Here is a 20,011-nt window from a genome sequence, read left to right as displayed (position 1 = left end):
CAACTCCTTGCGTTCTCTGCCCGGCCAGAAGCGTCCAGGGTCGGGGCGCGGCGGGCGGCCAATGACCACCCGCCCTTTGCAACCGGCGCCACGCCAAAGACGGGCACTCCAGGCCGCGCCTTGGTGTTGCGCCAGAGAGCGCAAGGAGTTGTTCAGAGACCTCCCAGGGGCGTCTTGATACGCGCTTCCTGAAAAAGCCAAAGCGCAAAGGTACAGCGGCTTATTGCTGCAGGCAAGCGAGGCGGTTGCGGGAGGCGAGGAATTCCACCAGATCATTCCAGGGCATGGGGCGGGCGTAATAATACCCCTGGACTTCATCGCACTGCTGCTGACGCAGAAATTCAAGTTGCCCCTCGGTTTCAACACCCTCGGCCACCACACTCATCTGAAGGCTGTGGGCAAGGCTAATGATGGCGCGGATGATGTGCTCCGCATCCCGTGAGAGGCCCAGTTCCTGCACGAAGGATTTGTCGATTTTTACCAGCGCGATAGGCAGGTGCTGCAGGTTGCTGAGCGATGAAAAGCCGGTGCCGAAATCGTCCAGGGCAAAACTGATACCAAGCTGGTTTAATTCCCGCAGACAACGCTGGGCGTAATCCGGGTCGTGCATCATGGCGCTCTCCGTCAGCTCAAGCTCTAGCAAACTGGTGTCGACGTTGGCGTTGTAGATGATGCGGAATATGGTCTCGGTCATCTTCCGGTCGTGGAACTGCCGGAACGACAGGTTGACTGCAAACACCAGGCCGGGGTAACCCAATAACGCGGCGTCCCGCAACCGGTGGCAGGCCTGTTCGATCACCCAGTAGCCAATGGGCACGATCAGGCCGCTGCGCTCGGCGGCGGGGATAAATTCATCGGGCGGGACCAGCGTGCCATCGGGATGATTCCAGCGCAGCAGGCATTCAACACCCCGGACTTCTTCGGTGACCAAATCGATGCGAGGTTGGTAATAAAGCTCCAGCTCGTTGCCCCGGAGGGCGTTGCGAAGGTCGGCTTCCAGCTTGAGTTGCCGCCCCGCGGTGATGTGCAACTGCTGATTGTAAAACCGGTAGCTGGTGCCGGCATCGCGCTTGGCCTCAAACATCGCCCGATTGGCCCGGCGCAGCAGCGTCTCCGGCGTATCTCCGGCCTCAGGGTAGGTCGCCACCCCGAGACTGGCGCTGACCGCGATCCGGTGCCCGTTAAGGACAACCGCATCGCCCAGCAGGTTGACCACCTTGCGTATGATCTGGGTAACATCAAGGGAATCTTCGACTTTCTCGATGATAATTGCGAATTCATCGCCGCCGATGCGCATCAGCGAATCCACTCGCCGCAAACCCTGGCGAATTCGGTCAGCCAGTTTCAGCATCAGCTGGTCACCCATCTGATACCCAAGGCTCTCATTGACGGAGCGAAAATCGTCCAGATTGATGTGCAGCAACGCCAGCCTGGTCTCGCTGCGCTCGGCGCGCATTAAGGCCTGAAGCAGGCGATCGAAGAACAGATCGCGATTAATGAAGCCGCTGGCCACCTCCAGCCCCAGCTGCCCCGTGGCCGAGTCCGACATTTGCTGGGCATACCACACGCAGCGGACGGCACGGGCCAGAGACCACCGGTCCAGTGCGCCTTTCCTGAGATAGTCCGCCGCCCCGTTGATCAGCAACTCGGGCGCGCGAGTGTCCTCCGGCTCGGAACTCAGCGCGACGATGGGCTTGTCATCGCCGGAAACGCTCAGGTATTGCAGAAAGGCCACTTCGGAGCCACCGTGCAGTATGCAATCCCAAATAATCACATCAAACCGGGCGTTGCGGATCAGGTCATCGCAATCGACCAGATCGGGGCACCACGTCAAATCGGGCAGTATTTCAAAACTGCTGCGCAACAGGGCGCCGTACCACAGAAAGTCAGTGTGTTCAGGCGTCAGAATCAGTATCCGGACACTGCTACGGCTCATGAGATCCATCATTTCAGTCATGGCTGACAACCCGCATCCTTTCGGAGTCTGTAAGCATTTGTTCAACGTCGGGCCGGATGCACCCGGTCCGCTTGCAATAGACTCGGGTGACTGCCATTTCCTGGCGCCGTCAATGAAGGATAGCTGAAGGTTAGACAAGGTACAGAAAAGCTCACTCATGTAGAATAGCCAACCCGGACGTTAATAACAGGCCATTTGTGACCCAACTCAACCCCCGTCAGCGTGAAGCCGTGCGATACGTGGAAGGACCCTTGCTGGTGCTTGCCGGCGCTGGCAGCGGCAAAACCAGCGTGATTACCCGCAAAATGGCCTACCTGATCGAACAGGTTGGCATTCCGGGCCGTCACATCGCCGCTTTGACGTTTACCAACAAGGCCGCCCGTGAAATGAAAGAGCGGGTCGGTCGGCTGGTGGACAAAAAACTGGCGCGCGGACTGACGGTTTCCACGTTTCACAACCTCGGGCTCAATATCATTCGCGAAGAACACCCCCACCTGGGCTACCACCCGGGCTTCTCGATCTTTGATGCCGAAGATGCCAAGGCGCTGCTGCAAGATCTGATGATGCGCGAGGCCAGCGCTGATGCCGGCGACGAACTGTCGGACGTCCAGATGACCATCTCGTCGTGGAAAAACGCCATGCGGGGGCCCTCCGAAGCGCTCAGCAAGGCAGCCGATGAGCGGGAACAGCGCATTGCCCTGATTTACAGCCGATACACCGAATACCTGAAGGCCTACAACGCGGTTGATTTTGATGACCTGATCCTGCTACCCGTACAACTGTTTCGCCGCCAGCCTGACGTACTGCAAAAATGGCAACGGAAAATCCGCTACCTGTTGGTGGATGAGTATCAGGACACCAACCTGTGCCAGTACGAGCTGGTCAAATTAATCGTCGCCGGTCGTGCCGCTTTTACCGTCGTCGGTGACGACGACCAGTCCATCTATGCCTGGCGAGGTGCCCGGCCGGAAAATCTGGCACAACTGAAAGACGACTTCCCGAGTCTGAAAATCATCAAGCTGGAGCAGAACTATCGCTCGACCGGCCGTATTCTGCGCAGCGCAAACACAGTGATCGCCAACAACCCCCACGTCTTCGAGAAAGCGCTTTGGAGCAACCACACCATTGGCGACGAGATTCGGGCCATCCGTTGTCGCAACGAAGATGCCGAATCGGAACGGGTCGCTACCGAAATTCTGGACCGTAAGCTTAAAAAGGGGCTGGAGTTTCGGGATTTCGCTGTGCTCTACCGCGGCAATCATCAGGCCCGATTGCTGGAACTGAAGTTGCAGGCGTATCAGATTCCCTATCGGATCTCGGGCGGTCAGTCGTTTTTCGCCCGCAATGAAATCAAGGACGCCATGGCGTACCTGAGACTGCTGGTCAATCCCGACGACAATGCCGCATTCCTCCGAGTGGTCAATGTGCCTCGCCGGGAAATCGGCCCCCGCACGCTGGAGCAACTGAGCCACTATGCCCGGGCGCGGGATGTCAGCCTGTTTCGCTCACTGGGTGACATGGGGGCAGAAGCCCACGTCACTGAAAAGGGCCTCGATCGGCTTCGGCGTTTTGCACACTGGGTCGACCACACCTGCCAGCGACTGCATCAGGAAGACCCCATCCCGGTCGTCAAGCAACTGTTTACCGATATTGAGTATGAAGAGTGGCTGCACCAGCACGCGGGCTCACCGAAACAGGCCGAGCGCCGCATGGAAAACATCTGGTATTTGGTAGACTCCATTCAGCGCATGCTGGATGACGGCAAAGGCACGGCTGACGAACTGGGCATTGAAGATGCGATCAGCAAACTGATTCTCCGGGACCTGATGGAGCAGCGTGAAGAAGAGGACGACAGCGACAAGGTGCAATTGCTCACGCTGCACGCATCCAAGGGCCTGGAGTTTCCCCACGTCTTCATCATGGGCCTGGAGGAAGAAATCCTGCCCCACCGCAGCAGTATCGAAGAAGGCAATATCGAGGAAGAACGTCGCCTGATGTACGTCGGCATCACCCGGGCCCGGGAGACACTGACGCTGACCTTTGCCGGCACCCGCAAGCAGTATGGCGAGAAGCTGGAGACCATTCCCAGCCGCTTCCTGGATGAACTGCCGGACGAGGACCTGAAGTGGGAGGGGATGGGCGACCTGGACGCAGAAGCCAACACCCAAAAAGGCAAGGCTACTCTCAGCGCTCTGCTCGGTGACCTGGGCGTTTAAACGCCAATACCCGGGGCCTTGGCAAAGGTCGGGGCCGACGATCTTTCAGCGCCAGTCTGCGGTCACAGGCTGACAGCCACAAAAAAGCCAGCCTCCCTGTGCTGGCTTTTTTGTTTGGCCATGCCAGGTCCGTTACTGGACCTGCTCGACCATGTGCTCAACCGCATTGGCAATCTCTTCATCCGGGCAACTGGCACACCCGCCTTTGGCAGGCATGGCGTTGATACCGTTGATGGCGTGACTGACCAGGGTTTCGAGTCCCTGGTCTACCCGTGCCGACCAGGCATCTTTATCACCCACAATCGGAGCGCCGGCCACACCATTGGCGTGACAGGACTGACACACCGCCGAGTACACCTCTTCACCCGAGCGCGGACCACTGCTGGCCGCAGCCGGCGCCGCAGCCGTGACAATATCGCCGCAGTCTTCACCGTCGACACAGACAGTGCCCACCGGCTCAATGCGTGATCGGATCTGATCTTCCACACTTGCCATTACCGCGCCTGCCGTCAAACCGAAACCAAGCAGAACCATAGCCAGGACTTTCATCATCTTCACAGTGCACCTCGCATAAGAGCGTTATAAAATCGATTGCCGCAGTATAGCGACTGGCGCAGGCCAAAAAAACCAAAGGGCCGATTTACACCGGTTTTTCCGATAAAAAACATTGCATCAGGATTAATTCGAAACCATTGGGGTAACTCTAACCCACCGAAACCGTTACTATAATGCCTGCATAACCTGGAGTAAGCCATGCCTGAGCACCGCCCGACCGATAATTCGCCCCGCCACCCGTGGCGAACGCCCTTACTACTCACCGAGTTTATTGCGTTGGCGGTGCTGGTGGGGTCTATGGCCCTGCTGGGCAATATTGCCAATGATGGCACCCGCCTCAACACCGCCTGGCTGGCGATTCCGGCGTTGGCAAGCTTGCTGGTGTTTGTCAGCTTTATTGGCTTGATGTACCTGCGTTGGGTTGCTGCGGCACAGGCCAACCGTGAAACACGCCACAAAGTCGTTTTTGCACTCCTGACACTGACCCTGCTGGGCGTTTGGGTGTTCGGCATAGCCCGCACCTGGCTCAGCATCGGCTAACACTGGACCCTCCATGACCTCATTCAAACAATTCGTTCAGGTAACCGCACTGAGTCTGCTATCGCTCACGGTGTGGGGTCAGGACAAAATACAGAACTTTGATGACCTGGCCGTTGAAGACTGCGCACTGATCAAAGACGGGATCACACGACTCGCCTGCTACGACGAAAAAACCAGCCTCGAAAACGCCGGCACCACGCCGACACCCGAAAAACGTGAAGCGACCAAGCGCATGGGGGTGACGCCAACAACAAGCGAAGAAACCCTGAGTGACGGCGCCAGCAATGCCGGCAATGGGAATGGCGATGAGGACGGCGACCGAGGTGTGATGAAGAACCTGGTCAATCGCTACGTTGCCGCCGAAAAGGCGCTGTTTTCATTTTCGGGCAGTTTCGTTTCCCATCGCCCTATGTACATTATGCCGCTGACCTGGACACCCAACCCCAATCAGAATCCATTCAGCCCCAGGCTGGGCGAGACCGGTTACGACGATTCGCTGGACAAGAAAGAGGTGAAATACCAGATCAGCTTTAAAGTCCCTCTTTTCACCGGCTGGCTCGACAACCGCACAACCCTCTGGTTCGGCTACACCCAGTTGTCGTTCTGGCAAGTCTATGACACCGACAACTCCGCGCCATTCCGGGAGACCAATTATGAACCCGAGATATTCCTGCGCTATCAGGCCGATTACGACATCGGCCCCGGTACCCTGAACGTGGTTTCCGTTGCCATTGATCATCAATCCAACGGCCAGTCGGAACCCAAGTCCCGGAGCTGGAACCGCATCGTCGGCAACGCAGTGTACAGCTATGACCGCTGGCTGTTTATGGTGTCGCCCTGGCTACGTATTCCCGACGGTGAAGACGATAACCCGGATATTGAGGAGTTCGCCGGCTATGCCGACTATTGGGCCGTGTACAAATGGGATCAGGAGCGCACCCTGTCACTCAAACTGCGCAATAATCTGAGGGCAAAGGATAACAAAACATCCATTCAACTCGGTTACAGCTTCCCCATGGGCGGATCATTGAAAGGCTATGTCCAGTATTTTAACGGTTACGGCGAGAGCCTGATCGACTACAACGAGCGCATTCACCGGATCGGTATCGGGATCATGCTCAACGACTGGCTGTGAGGCAGGAACCGAGGGCCGCCACGGCAACGGCCCTTCGGTCACAGACTGCCACCTACGGCGTGTTCAGACGCTCCATTTCTGCCAGCAACTCAGCGGTTTTAGCCTTCATCAACGGGATATCGGCCCGGGCTTCCACATTCAGGCGAACCACCGGCTCGGTGTTCGACATCCGCAGGTTAAATCGCCAGTGCTCAAACGCAACACTCAAGCCGTCCACGTGACTCACGGACAGCGCGGCCGGGCCATAAGATGCCTCGATGGCGGCTATCACTTTGGCGGGATTATCAATGGTACGATTGATCTCGCCGCTGGCGGGATAAGCCTCGATCCGAGCATCGATCAGGGAGGACAGTGTCTGGCCCGACTGGCACAACCGCTCCGCCACCAGTAGCCAGGGAATCATGCCGCTGTCGCAGTACGCGAAATCACGGAAGTAATGGTGGGCACTCATTTCGCCGCCGTACAGTGCGTCCTCGTCACGCATCCGCTGTTTGATAAAAGCATGGCCGGTCTTGCTCTCGACGGCCACTCCCCCGGCGGCCTCCACCAGGTCCTGGGTGTTCCAGATCAGTCTTGGGTCGTGGATTATCCTGCCGCCACCGGCCTTGCGAAGGAACTGATCCGCCAGCAGCCCCACAATGTAATAGCCTTCAATAAAACGGCCATTTTCGTCAAAGAAGAAACAGCGGTCATAGTCGCCATCCCAGGCAATCCCCATTGCGGCCTGTTCGGCGACCACCGCCTCTGCCGTCACCGCACGGTTCTCCTCCAGGATTGGATTGGGCACCCCGTTCGGGAAGTGGCCATCGGGCTGATGGTGCAGGCGCACATAGTCAAACGGCAGGTGCGGCTCCAAGGCATCCACCACCAACCCGGCGCCACCGTTACCGGCATTAACCACAATCTTCAGCGGCTTGAGGGTGCGGGCGTCAATGTAGCCCAACAAGTGATCGATATAGGCTGTCTCTACCGCCAGTGCCTCTGAGCGACCGGGCACCGGTGCATCCGTAAACGGCTCCAGCACGCGATCACGGATGGCATTGAGGCCATTGTCCGAACTGATGGGGCGGGACTCCGGCCCGACCATTTTCATCCCGTTATGATCGCGCGGGTTGTGGCTGGCCGTCACCATAATGCCGCCGTCCATTTTGTAGTGGCTGGTGGCGAAATAAACCTGTTCGGTGCCGCACAGCCCGATATCAAACACATCGGCGCCGGCAGCCATTAAGCCGGCAGTCAGGGCCGTGGCAATGTCGGGGCTGGAGAGGCGAATGTCGTAGCCGACGATGACCTTGCGGGCGCCGGTAATTTCCACATAGGCCCGGCCAATTCGTTCGGCAAGTCCGGGGTTGAGCTGGTCCGGCACACGGCCTCGCAAGTCATAGGCTTTAAAACAGGACAGATCCATTGCATTCTCCTTTATAAGGCCAGAACGGCCCCGTCATCACAGGTATAGCCGGTTCATCATCAAGGCCACCCGGACTCACACCGGTGCAGCAGAGCTGCCACCCCGGGGCGTCGCACTAGAATGGGCATAGCGGCGGGTCGACAATCGCCGACCCGACAGCGCTTACTCGGCGGCGGAGGATTGCAGCTGGATGTAGTTCTCAAGCCCCATGCGCTCGATCATGGCCAGTTGGGTTTCCAGCCAGTCGATATGCTCTTCTTCACTGTCCAGAATGCTGCGAAACAGCTCACGACTGGTGAAATCTTTCACTTCTTCGCAGTAAGTTACGGCGTCTTTGAGATCTTTGTGGGCAATGAGCTCAAGCTTGAGATCGCACTCGACCATTTCTTTAACGTTTTCACCAATCAACAATTTGTTCAGGTCCTGCAAGTTAGGCAGGCCCTCGAGAAACAGGATGCGTTCGATCAGTTGATCGGCATGTTTCATTTCATCAATGGATTCTTCGTACTCTTTGGCCGCCAGACGGCTAATGCCCCAGTCTTTGTACATACGCGAATGCAAAAAATACTGGTTGATTGCAGTCAATTCGTTTGCGAGGACTTTGTTCAAATACTGGAGGACTTTTTTATCGCCTTTCATGATCGGGACTTCCTTTCGCTTCGTCTTGATCTGCGAGGATAGCCCGATTGGCGGCAATAAAAAACCTTACACGGTGTCGTTGGGTGCCGCGCCTTCAAAATGGGGAAAGTGGCGGTCAATCATGCAGCGTCAGGCGGGTTGAGCGAGCAAATTAGCCAGATTGAGGTAATCCGGCGTCTGGGATTCCCGCAAAATTTCCCGTGCCGTACGGGCACACCGGCCACACTGACGACCCACCCCCATGTCTTTGCCGAGCTGGCGCATGGAGTTGCAACCGTTGGAGGCGGCTTCCCGGATTTGGCGATCAGTTACACCCTGGCAAAGGCACACGTACATACGAGATCTCACTGGCTGAATAAAAGCTAGTGATAATTATTGTCATTCGCATGCAGAATTTCAAGGGGTACGCTGTTTTTTTGTGCAATACCCCACCTTGACACCGCGCAGGCCTAGGCCGGCAGATGCGCGCGGGTCAGGTTCCGCGCCCCGGTATTGGTAACGGCCACGTTGTCTTCAATCCGAATACCCCCACACCCTTGCAACGCCTCAATCAACGCGGCATTGATATGCCCTTTCAAAGGCCCCGCCATCAGAGGCTCGAGCAACGACGGAATAAAATACAACCCCGGCTCAATGGTCAGCACCATGCCCGGCTCCAGCGTGTGGGTCAGCCGAAGAAAAGGCGCGTGCTCCGGCGACGGGTAGGGTTTACCCGCAACGTCGTGCACCTGTATGCCCAGCAAATGCCCCAACCCATGGGGGAAGAAGGCTCGGGAGATACCTTCAGCCACCACCGCATCGTCCTCCAGCCCGGTCACCAATCCGCTCGCGGTCAGCAAGGCGGCGAGCCCCTGATGCGCCTTGTCGTGCAGATCGGCGTAAGCCACGCCGGGCGCCACCGCATCACAAAGCCGCCGCTGCAGCTGCTGCACGCCGTCAATCAGGGCCTGGAAATGCCCTTCCCCAGGCGCCGCCGTCGTTCGGGTAATATCGGAACAGTAACCCCGGTAGCGGTAACCGGCGTCAATTAACAGGCTTCGCGATACACTGGGGGGCGGCACTTCGTAGTGCTGGTAATGCAGCGTACCGGCATGGTGATTGAGTCCAATGATGCTGTGGTATGGCGCATCCGCTTCCCGTTGGCCGGTGGCACGTTGATACGCCAGGCTGATTTCAAACTCACTGCCGCCGGCCAAAAACGCCTCACGCGCCGCCAGGTGGCCCGGGGCCGCAGCTGCGTTCGCATGGTCGATGCAGGCCAGCTCATAGTGGGTCTTATGAACCCGGGCGGCGTCCAGCGCTTGCACCAAAGCCACAGGGTTCTGGTCTCCCGGCACCTTGTGCACTTGCGCAGGGTCGCCCACCACCGCCAAACGGCCAACGCCGGACACCACTGGTGCGTCGGTCTGTTCGCAGGTGTGCAATGCCATCACCGCCGCCCAGGGCTCGGTGGGCAATGATGGCGAGGCGTGCCAGAAATCCACCGGCGTGTGCAACCAGAGCTGTGGCTTATACCCGGCCCGCACCAGCAGCCAGCTGTGTTCAATGCCGACCAACCCGGTCCAGTGCAGGAAAGGCCCGAAACCCTGGTGGTGGTGGCTCTGGTCATCGGCGTAACGCAGGGGGGCTGCACCGGAGCTGATCAATACAGCGTCGTAACCGTGCGCCTCCAGGATATGATCATAACGCGCCTGGAGTGTCTGCAGGTGGCTGAGCTGCGCTTGCAGCAAACTAGGGTCAGGCATATTGGGCGTCCAATCGGTTCCAGAGGTTCAAAATGTCGTCCGAGCGAGTATCGCGCAGTCGCATCAGACGTATTTCAATGGGCACCTCCCAGCGCTCGTCACCGGCGCGCACCAGGCGACCAAACTGGGCACTCTTCTCACTCATGCGACTGGGCAGCCACCCGAGGCCAAAGCCCTGCTTCACCAGGGCCTTGACGCTGGCAGACTGGCTGTTTTCGTTCAGGGACCGCAGCTGCGCCTGCGGCTGGGTGCGGCCCAGGTGGGCGATAATGGCGGAGGCCATAAAGCCCCTCGCGTGGTAGTCAATCACCGGCACGGGCTGCTCGTGACTGCCCGGCAGCGCAAATCGGGGGCTGCCGTCCTCCCGGCCCACGCTGAATGGGATCAGCTGTTCATCCGCCAGCTTGAGCCACTGATAACGCTCCTCATCCAACCGGCTGTGCCACGGCAGGTCACGATGCCAATAGCACAGCACCAGATCGCAATCGCCATTGTCCAGGGCGGTCAGGAAGTCTTCACCGACCCAGTTGGTGGCTTTCAGGTTCAGGGTCAGATGATCGCTTACGGCCGCCTCTGTGGCCCAGTCGGCATAGAAATGTGACAGCAGGCCCTGGGTCGCGCCCACACTGATGCGCGCTGTGGCCTCCGCCTCCAGCGACGCAATATGATCACGGGTGTCGCGAACGTCCCGGGTGATGCGCTCGCACATGTCGAGGAACACCTCGCCGGCAGGTGTCAGGGACAACGGCAGTGTTTGCCGGTCGATCAGGGTGGTCCCCATCGCATCTTCCAGCAACTTGATGCGACGGCTGAAGGTTGGCTGACTGACATGCTGAAGTTCCGCTGCACGCGAAAAATGACGCGTTCGCGCCAACGCGACAAAATCTTCCAACCAACGTACTTCCATTCCTACCTCATGCCTGGTGGCTGCTGACAGGGGATCGAGCGCACACTTTGATAGACCCACACCGCACTATAGCCGACCTTCCTGGACCGCATGACAGGCCACCTGGCCGCCGGTGTCGCTGCCAATCAGCCGGGGCACCTCCTGCTTACAGCGCTCATTGGCGTAGGGACAGCGCTCATGGAACACACAGCCCGACGGCAAATTCACCGGGGTCGAGACTTCTCCGTGCAACCGGATGTGATTGGGCCGATCGTCTTCCAGCCGGGGGATCGCCGACAACAACGCCTGGGTATAGGGATGGCGAGGGCTGGCAAACAGCGTCTTGGTGTCGGCCAACTCACACACCGTGCCCAGATACATGACCGCCACCCGGGTGCCGAAATGCTCCACCACCGCCAGATCATGGGTGATAAAAAGGTAGGTTAACCCTCTCGATTCCTGTGCGTCCATCAACAAATTCAGTACCTGGGCCTGAATCGAGACGTCCAGCGCTGAAATCGGCTCATCCGCGACGATGAACTCCGGGTCCACCGCCAGTGCCCGCGCAATGGAGATCCGCTGGCGTTGTCCGCCGGAAAATTCGTGGGCGTATCGCACCCCCCAGTCCGGATCGATGCCAACGGACTGCATCACGTCCTGCACCTGGTCCCGCACTTCCGCTTTGGACCAAGCCGGGTGATGGAAGCACACCGGCTCTTCCAGCGTCTGCTGAATTGTCATGCGCGGATTAAGCGACGCGTAGGGGTTCTGGAAGATCATCTGCATCTTGCGCCGGTAGGGCAGCACCTCGCGGCCATTGAGCTGGTCAATGCGCTCGCCATCGTAATGGACTTCGCCGCCGGAGGGCGTCAACAACCCCATGATGGTGCGGGCCACGGTCGATTTACCACAGCCGGATTCGCCCACCACACAAAGCGCCTCGCCTCGATGGACCTGAAGATCGACACCATTGATGGCGTGAACGTATTCCTGGTGCCGGGTAAACCGACCGTTGCGGAACTGCAGCTGTTCGAGAAAACTGCCGGACAGATCGAACCGTTTCTCAAGCTGCCGAATATCAACCAACGGCGCTGACTGGACGGTCATGGCGTCACCTCCGGCGCCCGGTTTTCTTGTTCGATCAACTTGCTGACTTCGTAGCAGGCGACATCGACATTCCCGGACTGCACATACTCAGGCATGGTTTGGCGACACTCATCGGTGACAAAGGGACAGCGCGGATGGAACGGACACCCGGGCGGGATGCGGCTCAGGGACGGCATGGAACCGGGAATCTGGTAAAGCCGCCGGCCGGGCTCGCCCATTTGCGGCAACGCATTGATCAGGCCCTGGGTGTAGGGGTGCTGGGCATCGTTGATGATTTCCTTGGTCGGGCCCTGCTCGATGATCCGGCCCGAGTACATCACCAACATGCGCTGCGTGACCTGCGACACCAACCCCAAATCGTGGGTAATCAACATCAGCGCAACGTTATCCTGCTCACACAGCGCCAGCAGCAGCGCCATGATCTCGGCCTGAATGGTGACATCCAGAGCCGTGGTTGGCTCGTCGGCGATGATAATGTCCGGATCCAGCAACAACGCAATGGCAATAATCACGCGCTGGCGCATACCACCCGACAGTTCATGGGGATACTGGTCCAGACGCTTATCCGGCGATGGAATGGACACCTTCTGCAACTTTTTAAGGGCAATATCCCGAGCGGCCCGGGTACTGATTCTGCGGTGCGCCTTGAGGGCTTCCACCATTTGGGTGCCCACCGTGAGCACCGGATTCAGCGTCATCATCGGGTCCTGGAAAATCATCGCAATGCGATTGCCACGAATTTGCCGCAGTTCCCGTTCACTCATGGCCGACAGGTTACGTCCCTCAAACAGCACCTCACCGCCGGCGATGTAACCGGGCTGGGCAATCAGCTTCAGGATGGAAAACGCCGCCACCGATTTACCGGCCCCCGACTCGCCCACCAGGCCAAGGCGTTCGCCCTTGTCCAGCGAAAAACTGATGGATTGCAGCGCCTGGAGATCGCCACCACGCACCGCAAAACGCACGTCCAGATTGTTAACTTCGAGCAGTGCCATGGTTTATCCCTTGTACAGTCTTGGGTTCATCATATCCCGCAGCCAGTCACCCAGCAGGTTGATGACCAGCACCAGCACCACCAGCACCAGGCCAGGAATCAATGTGATCCACCAGGAACCGCTTTGAATGTAATCGAAACCGGATTTGATCAACGAGCCCAGCGATGGCTGGGTTTCCGGCATACCGAGACCGAGAAACGACAAGGCCGCTTCGGAAATAATGGCGTTGGCGATCTGCACGGTGGATATGACGAAGATCGGCGACAACGTATTGGGCAGAATGTGGCGGAACATGATGCGGTTGGTGCCGAACCCCATCACCTTGGCTGCATCCACGTATTCCTTTTTCTTTTCCGCCAACACCGAGGCGCGCACGGTCCGGGCAATCTGCGGCCATTCCGCAATCCCGATGATCACGATCAGCATGTAGATGGCTATTTCGCCGAACATCAGGTTGCCGAAACTGGCCTTGAATACGGCGCCGACGATGATTGCCACCATCAGGGTGGAGAATGACAGTTGCACGTCCGCGATCCGCATCAGAACGGCATCCACGCGCCCCCCGAGGTAGCCCGCCAGCAGGCCGAACAGGATGCCCAGAGCACCTTGCATCAGCACCGCGCCAAAACCAATCAGCAGAGACACCCGGGTGCCGTACAGGATGGTCGACAGCAAATCCCGGCCCTGGGCGTCAGTGCCCAATGGGAACTGGGCATCACCGCCCGCCATCCAGACCGGCGGCAATTCCGAGTTCATGATGTTGATCTGAGCCAGATCGTAAGGATCGGCCGGCGCAAACAGGGGCGCAAACACACCGGCCAGGACAATGGCGACAAACACCACAAAGCTGACAATGGCGATCTTATCGCGCTTGAAACTGTACCAAAGGAAGGACTCACGGAATCGGTCCCACCGGGAAACGGTCGCTGTAGTCATGCCTTTTTACCTGTCAGTTTAACGGTGGGGTTCACCAGGCCATACACCAGATCCACCACGGTGTTGGTGACGACGAAAATCAGACCGACCACCATCAGGTAGGACACGATCAGCGGGATGTCGCTGCGGGTAATGGCTTCCAGGAACATCAGCCCCACCCCCGGCCACTGGAACACGGTTTCGGTCAGAATGGTGTAGGCCACCATGATGCCCAACTGCACACCGCCCACCGTGATCACCGGCAGCATGGTGTTTTTCAGGGCATGCAGAAAGTGAATGCGGTGGGGCGCCAGACCCTTGGCCTGGGCGTACCGGATGTAGTCGCTCTGCAACACTTCCATCATTTCCGCCCGAATCAGACGAATAAACAGCGGCAGCATGATCGACGCCAGTGAGATCGCCGGCAGCGTCAGGTGTCGCAAACCGTCGCTGGAGAAGAAACCGGAGTGCCAGGTGCCGAACAGGTGCACCAGGCCATCACCACGACCGTAAGACGGCATACCACCTTCGGTGGAAAACAGCCCGTTCAGCCAACTGCCCCAACCGGTCTCCGGGGGGAACCAGTTGACGGTCACGCCGATGGAAAACAATTGAATCAGCACGATGGCGGTGAGGAACACCGGAATCGAAATGCCGACGGTGCTGATTCCCATAAAGAACTTGGACAGCCAGGCCCGGGGCCGGATCGCCGCATACACCCCGATGGGCACCGACAAAAACCCGATGATCAGACTGGCACCGATGACCAGTTCCAGAGTGGCCGGCAGATGCTCAAAAATAACCTCCAGCGTGGGTTTGCCGTAAAAATAGGAGGTGCCCAGATCGCCCTGTACCGCCTGGCCGGCAAACCTCAGGTACTGCACGACAAAGGAGTCGTTCAGGCCGAGCTCTTCGCGGATTTTCTCCCGCTCAGCCTCCGACACTGACTGACCCACCATTTGCTGAAGTGGGTCCCCCAGACCGTCCTGTATGGAAAAACTGATCAGGCTGATCACAAACATGACCAGCAGGGCCTGGGATATCCGCTGAACCAAAAACGCTAACATGGGGTGTTTTCCGGAAAACTGACGTTGGCTTTAAGTCGCCTCGTGCGCTTCCCTGAATAACCCCCTCTTTGCCGGGTTATTCAGGGAAGCGTCAGAGCTCCCTTTACTGGGACGGCGACGCAGGGCCGGGTCACCCCGGGCCTGCGTCGTCACTGCGGCCTGCTTATTCGACGACCAAATCACCCAGGTAAGGGAAATTCATCACGTTCAGAATCGGCTCGATCTTGACGCTGCCCTTGGAGGCCCAAGCCAGGTCCTGCCAATGCAGCGGTACAAACGCGGCATCGTCGTACAGGCGCTTTTCCACGTCCTGCAGCAACGCTGCCCGCTTGTCCAGATCGGTTTCCACGTTGGCCTGGTCCACCATGGCATCGGTTTCCGGGTTGCAGTAGTTGCCGGCGTTGTATTGGCCGGTGCCGGTTTCACTGTTCGGGCACATGGTCAGGAACTCATAGAAGTTAGCGGAGTCCTCGGTATCCGCGTGCCAGCCGATCATCATCATGTCCGCAGCCCGGTCATCGAACTCGGGCCAGTACTGGGCTTTTGGCAGGGTTTTCAGGTCCACTTTGATGTTGATCCGGGCCAACATCGCGGCCACCGCCTGCGCGATTTTGTCATCGTTCACATAGCGGTTGTTCGGCGCCATCATGGTGATGGTGAAGCCGTCTTCGTAACCGGCTTCTTTCATCAGCGCCTGAGCCTTGGCGACATCAAAGCGCGTTGCCAGGCTGTCGTTATGGCCCTGGTAGCCCGCAGGGGACAGCTGCGCGGCCGGGGTCGCGAAGCCTTTCATGATTTTCGCGGCAATACCTTCCTGATTAATGGCGTAGGCAACGGCCTGGCGCACACGAACGTCCTGGAACGGCTCAAACCGCTTCTGGTTCATGTGAAACAGGATGATGCGGGTACCGCTCATAGTAACCAGGCTGGTCTCGGGATTGTTCTTGATCCGCTCCAGATCGGTCGGCGGCACCGGCGCAATGAAATCCACACCGCCAGACAGCAACGCCGATACCCGAGTGTTGTTCTCTTTGATCGGGGTCAGCGAGATCTTTCCAACGTTGCCCGGGGACGCGGTGTCCCAGTAGTCGGCAAAACGCTCAAACTCGACCTTGACGCCCTGCTGGCGGGAGGTAACCTTGAACGGCCCGGTGCCTGACTGGTTGCGGGACGCGAAAGTGCTGCCCTGCTTGCTGATGGCGGCTTTTGCATTGCCATCCTTGTCGTTGCCGGAATAAAACGCCTTGTCCATCGGGAAGATGTAGGTGGCCGCGTTCAGCAGCAACGGATACGGCTCGCTGGTGATCAGGTCGAAGGTGGTCTCATCAACGACCTTCAGCTCGCTGAATGGCTTAAAAATCGCCTTGAAGTCCGGGCTTTGCTTGAGGCGCTCGAAGGTGAACCGGACGTCTTCCGAGGTCAGCGCATTGCCGGAGTGAAAAGTCACGCCCTCACGGAGCGTGAAGCGCATGGTGTTTTCGTCGATCCGTTCCCAGCTCTTGGCCAGGCGGGGCTCGAAGGTTAGATCATTGCTCCAGCGCAGCAGCGGATCAAAGGTCATATGTGACAGCTGGAGAATGCCACCGGACAGCTGCTCATGGATGTCCAGAGTGACCGGGTCGGCGTCGTACGCCAACTTGAGAGATTGCGTCGCCTCAGCGGAGATAGCCACTGGTGCACTGGCCAGCGCCAGGCTACCAACGAATGCAGTAAGAAGTTTTTTCATCGCGTGTTCCGTCGCTATTTTAGGAGTTTTAACGGGCAACATCCGGCCAGATCGCGCCCGATGCAGTGCCAATTAAAGTAGTGAGGCCTCCGCCTCAGGGCAATCGAAATAACAACATGAGGCTATTCGCTGGACGAATGGCCTCACATGAAGCATCGATCCTGACCCATGGGTGAAAAATTTCTGCTTATAAAACAAGCCGTCATTGCTCAGGTTCAGCACGACTGAATGCGGAAAAAAACAGAACGGTCAAAATCAGTGCGCGATCAAACGGAACGCCACAGGCAGGAAAATAGCGGTAAACACGCCAGTCAGGCCCATCCCGAGTGAGGCAAAGGCGCCCGCCGTCGGGCTGATCTCAAACGCCCGGGCCGTCCCGATGGCGTGTCCGTTGATGCCCAGAGCAAAACCAAGAATCCGTTCATCCTCAATGGCCATGACTCGGGCCAGCACATCGACACAGAGCGTTGCCACCACTCCGGTGATCAGCAAGCCACCCATCATCAACGAAACCGAGCCCCCCAGTTGTTCGGTAATGCCAATGGCAATCGGCGCCGTAACCGATTTCGGCGCCAGTGAGGCCATTACCTCCGGGGTCGCGCCCAGCGCCCAGGCAATCGCAACCGCATAAACTGCGGCCAGGCTCGCCGCCACTGGCAGGGTGCATAGAATGGGACGCCACAGTGCGCGGATGTGGTGTATCTGTTGGTAGAGCGGAATACCCAGCGCCACGGTCGCCGGGCCAAGCAGCACCGTCAACCACTGAGCCCCTTCCCGGTAGCGGGCATAGTCCACCGACAGAAGCGCAATGGCCGCCGAGAGCATCACCGCGGCCAGCACCACCGGCGGCAACCAGAGTGGCCGGCCGATGCGGACGAAGATCCCGTTGCCTGCGAAGTAGGCCCCCAGCGTCAGGCCAATGGCCAGGGCGGGGCTGGTCGAGAGCATATCGGAAAGGGATGAGAACCGCGCCAGCAACTCGGTCATTTGCCCGAGACCGCCGACGTGCGAACCAGGCTCCTCATCAGCAGCAGGGTCGTCAGCACACTCAGGAAGGAACCAAGCAGGAGTGCGGCAGCCACGGCCAGCCACTGGCCCTGGAACTGGTCGGCGGTAAAGAACACACCAACCACTCCGGGCATGATCAGCAATACCAGCACCGAAATCAGGGCCCGGCTTGCCGAGGCCAGATCATCACCGACATGGCCCGACACCATAAGGGTGAGTGTCATGGCCATCATACCCAGAACGCCGCCGCTGACCGGCAGCACAAAGAGCCCACGCATGGCTTCGCCGAACAGAAAAAAAAGAAGCAGAATCAAAAAGCCACGCAGCATTGACATGTCAGCCCACTCTCAGTGTCAGTAGGTCACAACACTAGCGCATACTCACGGCTCGACACCAATCCAAAAATCCCACGGTGCCCAACGCAGTCAGGGTCAACACCCTGGCCACCGGCACCAACAACAGGGTTCTGAACACCAACGAAACGTCGGGATTTGCGTCGCCACCGTCGGCGATACGTCAGCGTGCGGATTGATTCGGAAATATCCGGGAAGGGGCGGCAGCCATGCCCAAGGCAGACCGAGGCTTGGCACGACGGCTCAGCACGTCGTCGGCATGGGCAAGGCCCCAGCCTCCGCCGGACAGGCCCTGCGCCGCGTGCACTTTGCTACAAGGTCACTGCTTTACGTTGGTCTGCACGAGGTTGCGAGAGCGCCTCGACCTGACCCAGCAAAGCCTCCGTTCGCTCTTCCATTAACGCCCGGTCACCACGACTCTCAACATTCAACCGGATGACCGGCTCCGTGTTCGACAGTCGCAGATTGAATCGCCATGCCTTGAACTCCATGCTCAAGCCGTCGATGTGGTTCACCGACAGTGCCTCTTGCTGATAGAGGGTTTCGATGGCCTTGATCACCACTGTCGGGTCAGCCACGGTGCGATTGATCTCACCACTGGCGGGAAACGCCTCAATACGGGCATCAATCAGGGAGGACAGGGTCTGGCCGGACCGGCATAGCCGTTCAGCCACAAGCAGCCAGGGAATCATGCCACTGTCGCAGTAGGCGAAATCCCGGAAGTAGTGGTGGGCACTCATTTCACCGCCGTATACCGCATCTTCCTCTCTCATCCGCTGCTTGATGAACGCGTGGCCGGTCTTGCTCTCGATGGCGATTCCCTTGGCGCCTGACACCAGCTCCCGGGTGTTCCAAACCAGGCGGGGGTCGTGAATCACCTTGCCGCCATTGTGCTTACGCAAGAACTGATCCGCGAGCAAGCCGACAAGATAGTAGCCCTCTATGAAACGGCCCTGCTCGTCAAAGAAGAAACATCGATCGTAATCCCCGTCCCAGGCAATGCCCATGTCGGCGCGGCCGTCGATCACCGCGGTGGACGTTGCGACACGATTTTCCTGCAATAACGGATTGGGCACGCCATTGGGAAAGCTGCCGTCCGGCTGGTGATGCACCTTGTGAAATTCGAACGGGAGGTGGGGCTCGAGGGCATCAATCACCGCCCCGGCACCGCCGTTCCCGGCATTCACCACGATGCGCAATGGCCGGAGATGTTCCGGGTTCACATAACCGAGCAGGTGGTCCACGTAGGCCCGGGTTACGTCCAGACGTTGCAGGGAACCCGGCGTCGACGCCGGTGGTAAAACACTCTTTGCGCCCTCGCGAATATCGATCAGGCCATTGTCAGAGCTGATCGGCCGAGCACCGGGGCCGACCATTTTCATGCCATTATAATCCTTGGGATTGTGGCTGGCCGTGACCATGATGCCGCCATCCAGCCGGTAATGACTGGTCGCGAAATAGATCTGCTCGGTACCGCACAACCCGATGCTGTGGACCTCGGCCCCGGCCGCCATCAGGCCACGATTCAAGGCATCGGCAATTTGCGGACTGGACAGGCGGATGTCATAGCCGACCGCGATTTTGCGGGCTCCGGTAACCGCCACGTACGCCCGCCCGATGCGCTCTGCCATTTCGGAATTCAGTTGGTCCGGCACACGGCCACGAATGTCATAGGCTTTGAAACAGTTAAAATCCACCAGCGTTCTCCTGTCAGTTCTGGAAGCTTGGGCAGGCCGATGGCGCGGAATCCGGACCATCG

18 protein-coding genes are annotated in these 20,011 nt (G+C 58.5%); 3 read left to right on the top strand and 15 right to left on the bottom strand.

Features of this window, described 5'->3' with window-relative positions:
• Positions 1–220: 220 nt before the first annotated feature.
• On the bottom strand, positions 221–1,957 hold the full coding sequence (locus GRX64_RS18765) for an EAL domain-containing response regulator (RefSeq protein WP_166269592.1): 1,737 nt from the start codon (positions 1,955–1,957) through the stop codon (positions 221–223).
• 197 nt (positions 1,958–2,154) lie between these two features.
• On the opposite strand from GRX64_RS18765, the gene rep reads away from it, so the two are divergent.
• Positions 2,155–4,173, top strand: a complete 2,019-nt coding sequence (rep, locus tag GRX64_RS18760; RefSeq protein ID WP_166269590.1) for a DNA helicase Rep — start codon at positions 2,155–2,157, stop codon at positions 4,171–4,173.
• Between the two features lie 132 nt (positions 4,174–4,305).
• On the opposite strand, the gene GRX64_RS18755 is transcribed toward rep, so the two are convergent.
• Positions 4,306–4,725: a c-type cytochrome gene (locus GRX64_RS18755; RefSeq protein WP_166269588.1), complete on the bottom strand. Its 420-nt coding sequence runs from the start codon at positions 4,723–4,725 to the stop codon at positions 4,306–4,308.
• Between the two features lie 201 nt (positions 4,726–4,926).
• On the opposite strand from GRX64_RS18755, the gene GRX64_RS18750 reads away from it, so the two are divergent.
• Both GRX64_RS18750 and GRX64_RS18745 read left to right on the top strand, forming a co-directional pair.
• Positions 4,927–5,268, top strand: coding sequence for a hypothetical protein (locus GRX64_RS18750; RefSeq protein ID WP_166269587.1), 342 nt, complete (start codon positions 4,927–4,929; stop codon positions 5,266–5,268).
• A 13-nt stretch (positions 5,269–5,281) separates the two neighbouring features.
• Positions 5,282–6,403 carry a phospholipase A gene (locus tag GRX64_RS18745; RefSeq protein WP_166269585.1) on the top strand — a complete coding sequence of 374 codons (1,122 nt, stop codon included), beginning with the start codon at positions 5,282–5,284 and terminating at the stop codon, positions 6,401–6,403.
• 52 nt (positions 6,404–6,455) lie between these two features.
• Here GRX64_RS18745 and GRX64_RS18740 read toward each other — a convergent pair whose 3' ends face one another.
• From GRX64_RS18740 to GRX64_RS18680, 13 genes are all read right to left on the bottom strand, one after another.
• Positions 6,456–7,811, bottom strand: a complete 1,356-nt coding sequence (locus GRX64_RS18740; RefSeq protein WP_166269583.1) for a phosphohexomutase domain-containing protein — start codon at positions 7,809–7,811, stop codon at positions 6,456–6,458.
• Between the two features lie 162 nt (positions 7,812–7,973).
• A complete protein-coding gene (gene bfr / locus GRX64_RS18735) occupies positions 7,974–8,450 on the bottom strand; it encodes a bacterioferritin (RefSeq protein ID WP_166269581.1) in 477 nt (158 codons plus the stop codon).
• A 129-nt stretch (positions 8,451–8,579) separates the two neighbouring features.
• Complete coding sequence (locus GRX64_RS18730) at positions 8,580–8,786, bottom strand: bacterioferritin-associated ferredoxin (RefSeq protein WP_166269579.1); 207 nt, start codon at positions 8,784–8,786, stop codon at positions 8,580–8,582.
• A 113-nt stretch (positions 8,787–8,899) separates the two neighbouring features.
• Positions 8,900–10,195 (bottom strand): Xaa-Pro dipeptidase, encoded by a 1,296-nt coding sequence (gene pepQ / locus GRX64_RS18725; protein WP_166269577.1) that lies wholly within the window; start codon positions 10,193–10,195, stop codon positions 8,900–8,902.
• Entirely contained in the window at positions 10,188–11,102 is a 915-nt protein-coding gene (locus GRX64_RS18720; protein ID WP_166269576.1) for a LysR family transcriptional regulator, read from the bottom strand. Before GRX64_RS18720 ends, pepQ begins: the two co-directional genes overlap by 8 nt.
• A 66-nt stretch (positions 11,103–11,168) precedes the next feature.
• Positions 11,169–12,188: an ABC transporter ATP-binding protein gene (locus GRX64_RS18715; protein ID WP_166269574.1), complete on the bottom strand. Its 1,020-nt coding sequence runs from the start codon at positions 12,186–12,188 to the stop codon at positions 11,169–11,171.
• Positions 12,185–13,183 (bottom strand): ABC transporter ATP-binding protein, encoded by a 999-nt coding sequence (locus GRX64_RS18710; RefSeq protein ID WP_166269572.1) that lies wholly within the window; start codon positions 13,181–13,183, stop codon positions 12,185–12,187. Before GRX64_RS18710 ends, GRX64_RS18715 begins: the two co-directional genes overlap by 4 nt.
• Before the next feature lie 3 nt (positions 13,184–13,186).
• The gene (locus GRX64_RS18705; RefSeq protein WP_166269570.1) at positions 13,187–14,119 is read right to left on the bottom strand and encodes an ABC transporter permease; all 933 of its coding nucleotides are present in this window, start codon (positions 14,117–14,119) and stop codon (positions 13,187–13,189) included.
• On the bottom strand, positions 14,116–15,165 hold the full coding sequence (locus GRX64_RS18700) for an ABC transporter permease (RefSeq protein ID WP_166269568.1): 1,050 nt from the start codon (positions 15,163–15,165) through the stop codon (positions 14,116–14,118). Before GRX64_RS18700 ends, GRX64_RS18705 begins: the two co-directional genes overlap by 4 nt.
• Positions 15,166–15,328: 163 nt before the next feature.
• Positions 15,329–16,891 carry an ABC transporter substrate-binding protein gene (locus tag GRX64_RS18695; protein ID WP_166269566.1) on the bottom strand — a complete coding sequence of 521 codons (1,563 nt, stop codon included), beginning with the start codon at positions 16,889–16,891 and terminating at the stop codon, positions 15,329–15,331.
• Between the two features lie 255 nt (positions 16,892–17,146).
• Positions 17,147–17,878: an LrgB family protein gene (locus tag GRX64_RS18690; RefSeq protein ID WP_166269564.1), complete on the bottom strand. Its 732-nt coding sequence runs from the start codon at positions 17,876–17,878 to the stop codon at positions 17,147–17,149.
• Positions 17,875–18,234, bottom strand: a complete 360-nt coding sequence (locus tag GRX64_RS18685) for a CidA/LrgA family protein (RefSeq protein WP_166269562.1) — start codon at positions 18,232–18,234, stop codon at positions 17,875–17,877. Before GRX64_RS18685 ends, GRX64_RS18690 begins: the two co-directional genes overlap by 4 nt.
• Positions 18,235–18,563: 329 nt before the next feature.
• Positions 18,564–19,949, bottom strand: a complete 1,386-nt coding sequence (locus tag GRX64_RS18680) for a phosphohexomutase domain-containing protein (RefSeq protein WP_166269560.1) — start codon at positions 19,947–19,949, stop codon at positions 18,564–18,566.
• Positions 19,950–20,011: the final 62 nt, after the last annotated feature.

Source organism: Marinobacter caseinilyticus (genome assembly GCF_011074955.1).
Taxonomy (GTDB): domain Bacteria; phylum Pseudomonadota; class Gammaproteobacteria; order Pseudomonadales; family Oleiphilaceae; genus Marinobacter; species Marinobacter caseinilyticus.
This window is presented reverse-complemented; position numbering and strand designations above follow the sequence as displayed.

Excerpts from the sequence above, each read along its gene's own strand:
- GRX64_RS18765 (WP_166269592.1), bottom strand. The coding sequence starts at position 1,957 with ATGACTGAAATGATGGATCTCATGAGCCGTAGCAGTGTCCGGATACTG.
- GRX64_RS18710 (WP_166269572.1), bottom strand. The coding sequence starts at position 13,183 with ATGGCACTGCTCGAAGTTAACAATCTGGACGTGCGTTTTGCGGTGCGT.
- pepQ (WP_166269577.1), bottom strand. The coding sequence starts at position 10,195 with ATGCCTGACCCTAGTTTGCTGCAAGCGCAGCTCAGCCACCTGCAGACA.
- GRX64_RS18755 (WP_166269588.1), bottom strand. The coding sequence starts at position 4,725 with ATGATGAAAGTCCTGGCTATGGTTCTGCTTGGTTTCGGTTTGACGGCA.
- bfr (WP_166269581.1), bottom strand. The coding sequence starts at position 8,450 with ATGAAAGGCGATAAAAAAGTCCTCCAGTATTTGAACAAAGTCCTCGCA.
- GRX64_RS18720 (WP_166269576.1), bottom strand. The coding sequence starts at position 11,102 with ATGGAAGTACGTTGGTTGGAAGATTTTGTCGCGTTGGCGCGAACGCGT.
- GRX64_RS18705 (WP_166269570.1), bottom strand. The coding sequence starts at position 14,119 with ATGACTACAGCGACCGTTTCCCGGTGGGACCGATTCCGTGAGTCCTTC.
- GRX64_RS18690 (WP_166269564.1), bottom strand. The coding sequence starts at position 17,878 with ATGACCGAGTTGCTGGCGCGGTTCTCATCCCTTTCCGATATGCTCTCG.
- GRX64_RS18685 (WP_166269562.1), bottom strand. The coding sequence starts at position 18,234 with ATGTCAATGCTGCGTGGCTTTTTGATTCTGCTTCTTTTTTTTCTGTTC.
- GRX64_RS18740 (WP_166269583.1), bottom strand. The coding sequence starts at position 7,811 with ATGGATCTGTCCTGTTTTAAAGCCTATGACTTGCGAGGCCGTGTGCCG.
- GRX64_RS18750 (WP_166269587.1), top strand. The coding sequence starts at position 4,927 with ATGCCTGAGCACCGCCCGACCGATAATTCGCCCCGCCACCCGTGGCGA.
- GRX64_RS18695 (WP_166269566.1), bottom strand. The coding sequence starts at position 16,891 with ATGAAAAAACTTCTTACTGCATTCGTTGGTAGCCTGGCGCTGGCCAGT.
- GRX64_RS18745 (WP_166269585.1), top strand. The coding sequence starts at position 5,282 with ATGACCTCATTCAAACAATTCGTTCAGGTAACCGCACTGAGTCTGCTA.
- GRX64_RS18715 (WP_166269574.1), bottom strand. The coding sequence starts at position 12,188 with ATGACCGTCCAGTCAGCGCCGTTGGTTGATATTCGGCAGCTTGAGAAA.
- GRX64_RS18700 (WP_166269568.1), bottom strand. The coding sequence starts at position 15,165 with ATGTTAGCGTTTTTGGTTCAGCGGATATCCCAGGCCCTGCTGGTCATG.
- GRX64_RS18730 (WP_166269579.1), bottom strand. The coding sequence starts at position 8,786 with ATGTACGTGTGCCTTTGCCAGGGTGTAACTGATCGCCAAATCCGGGAA.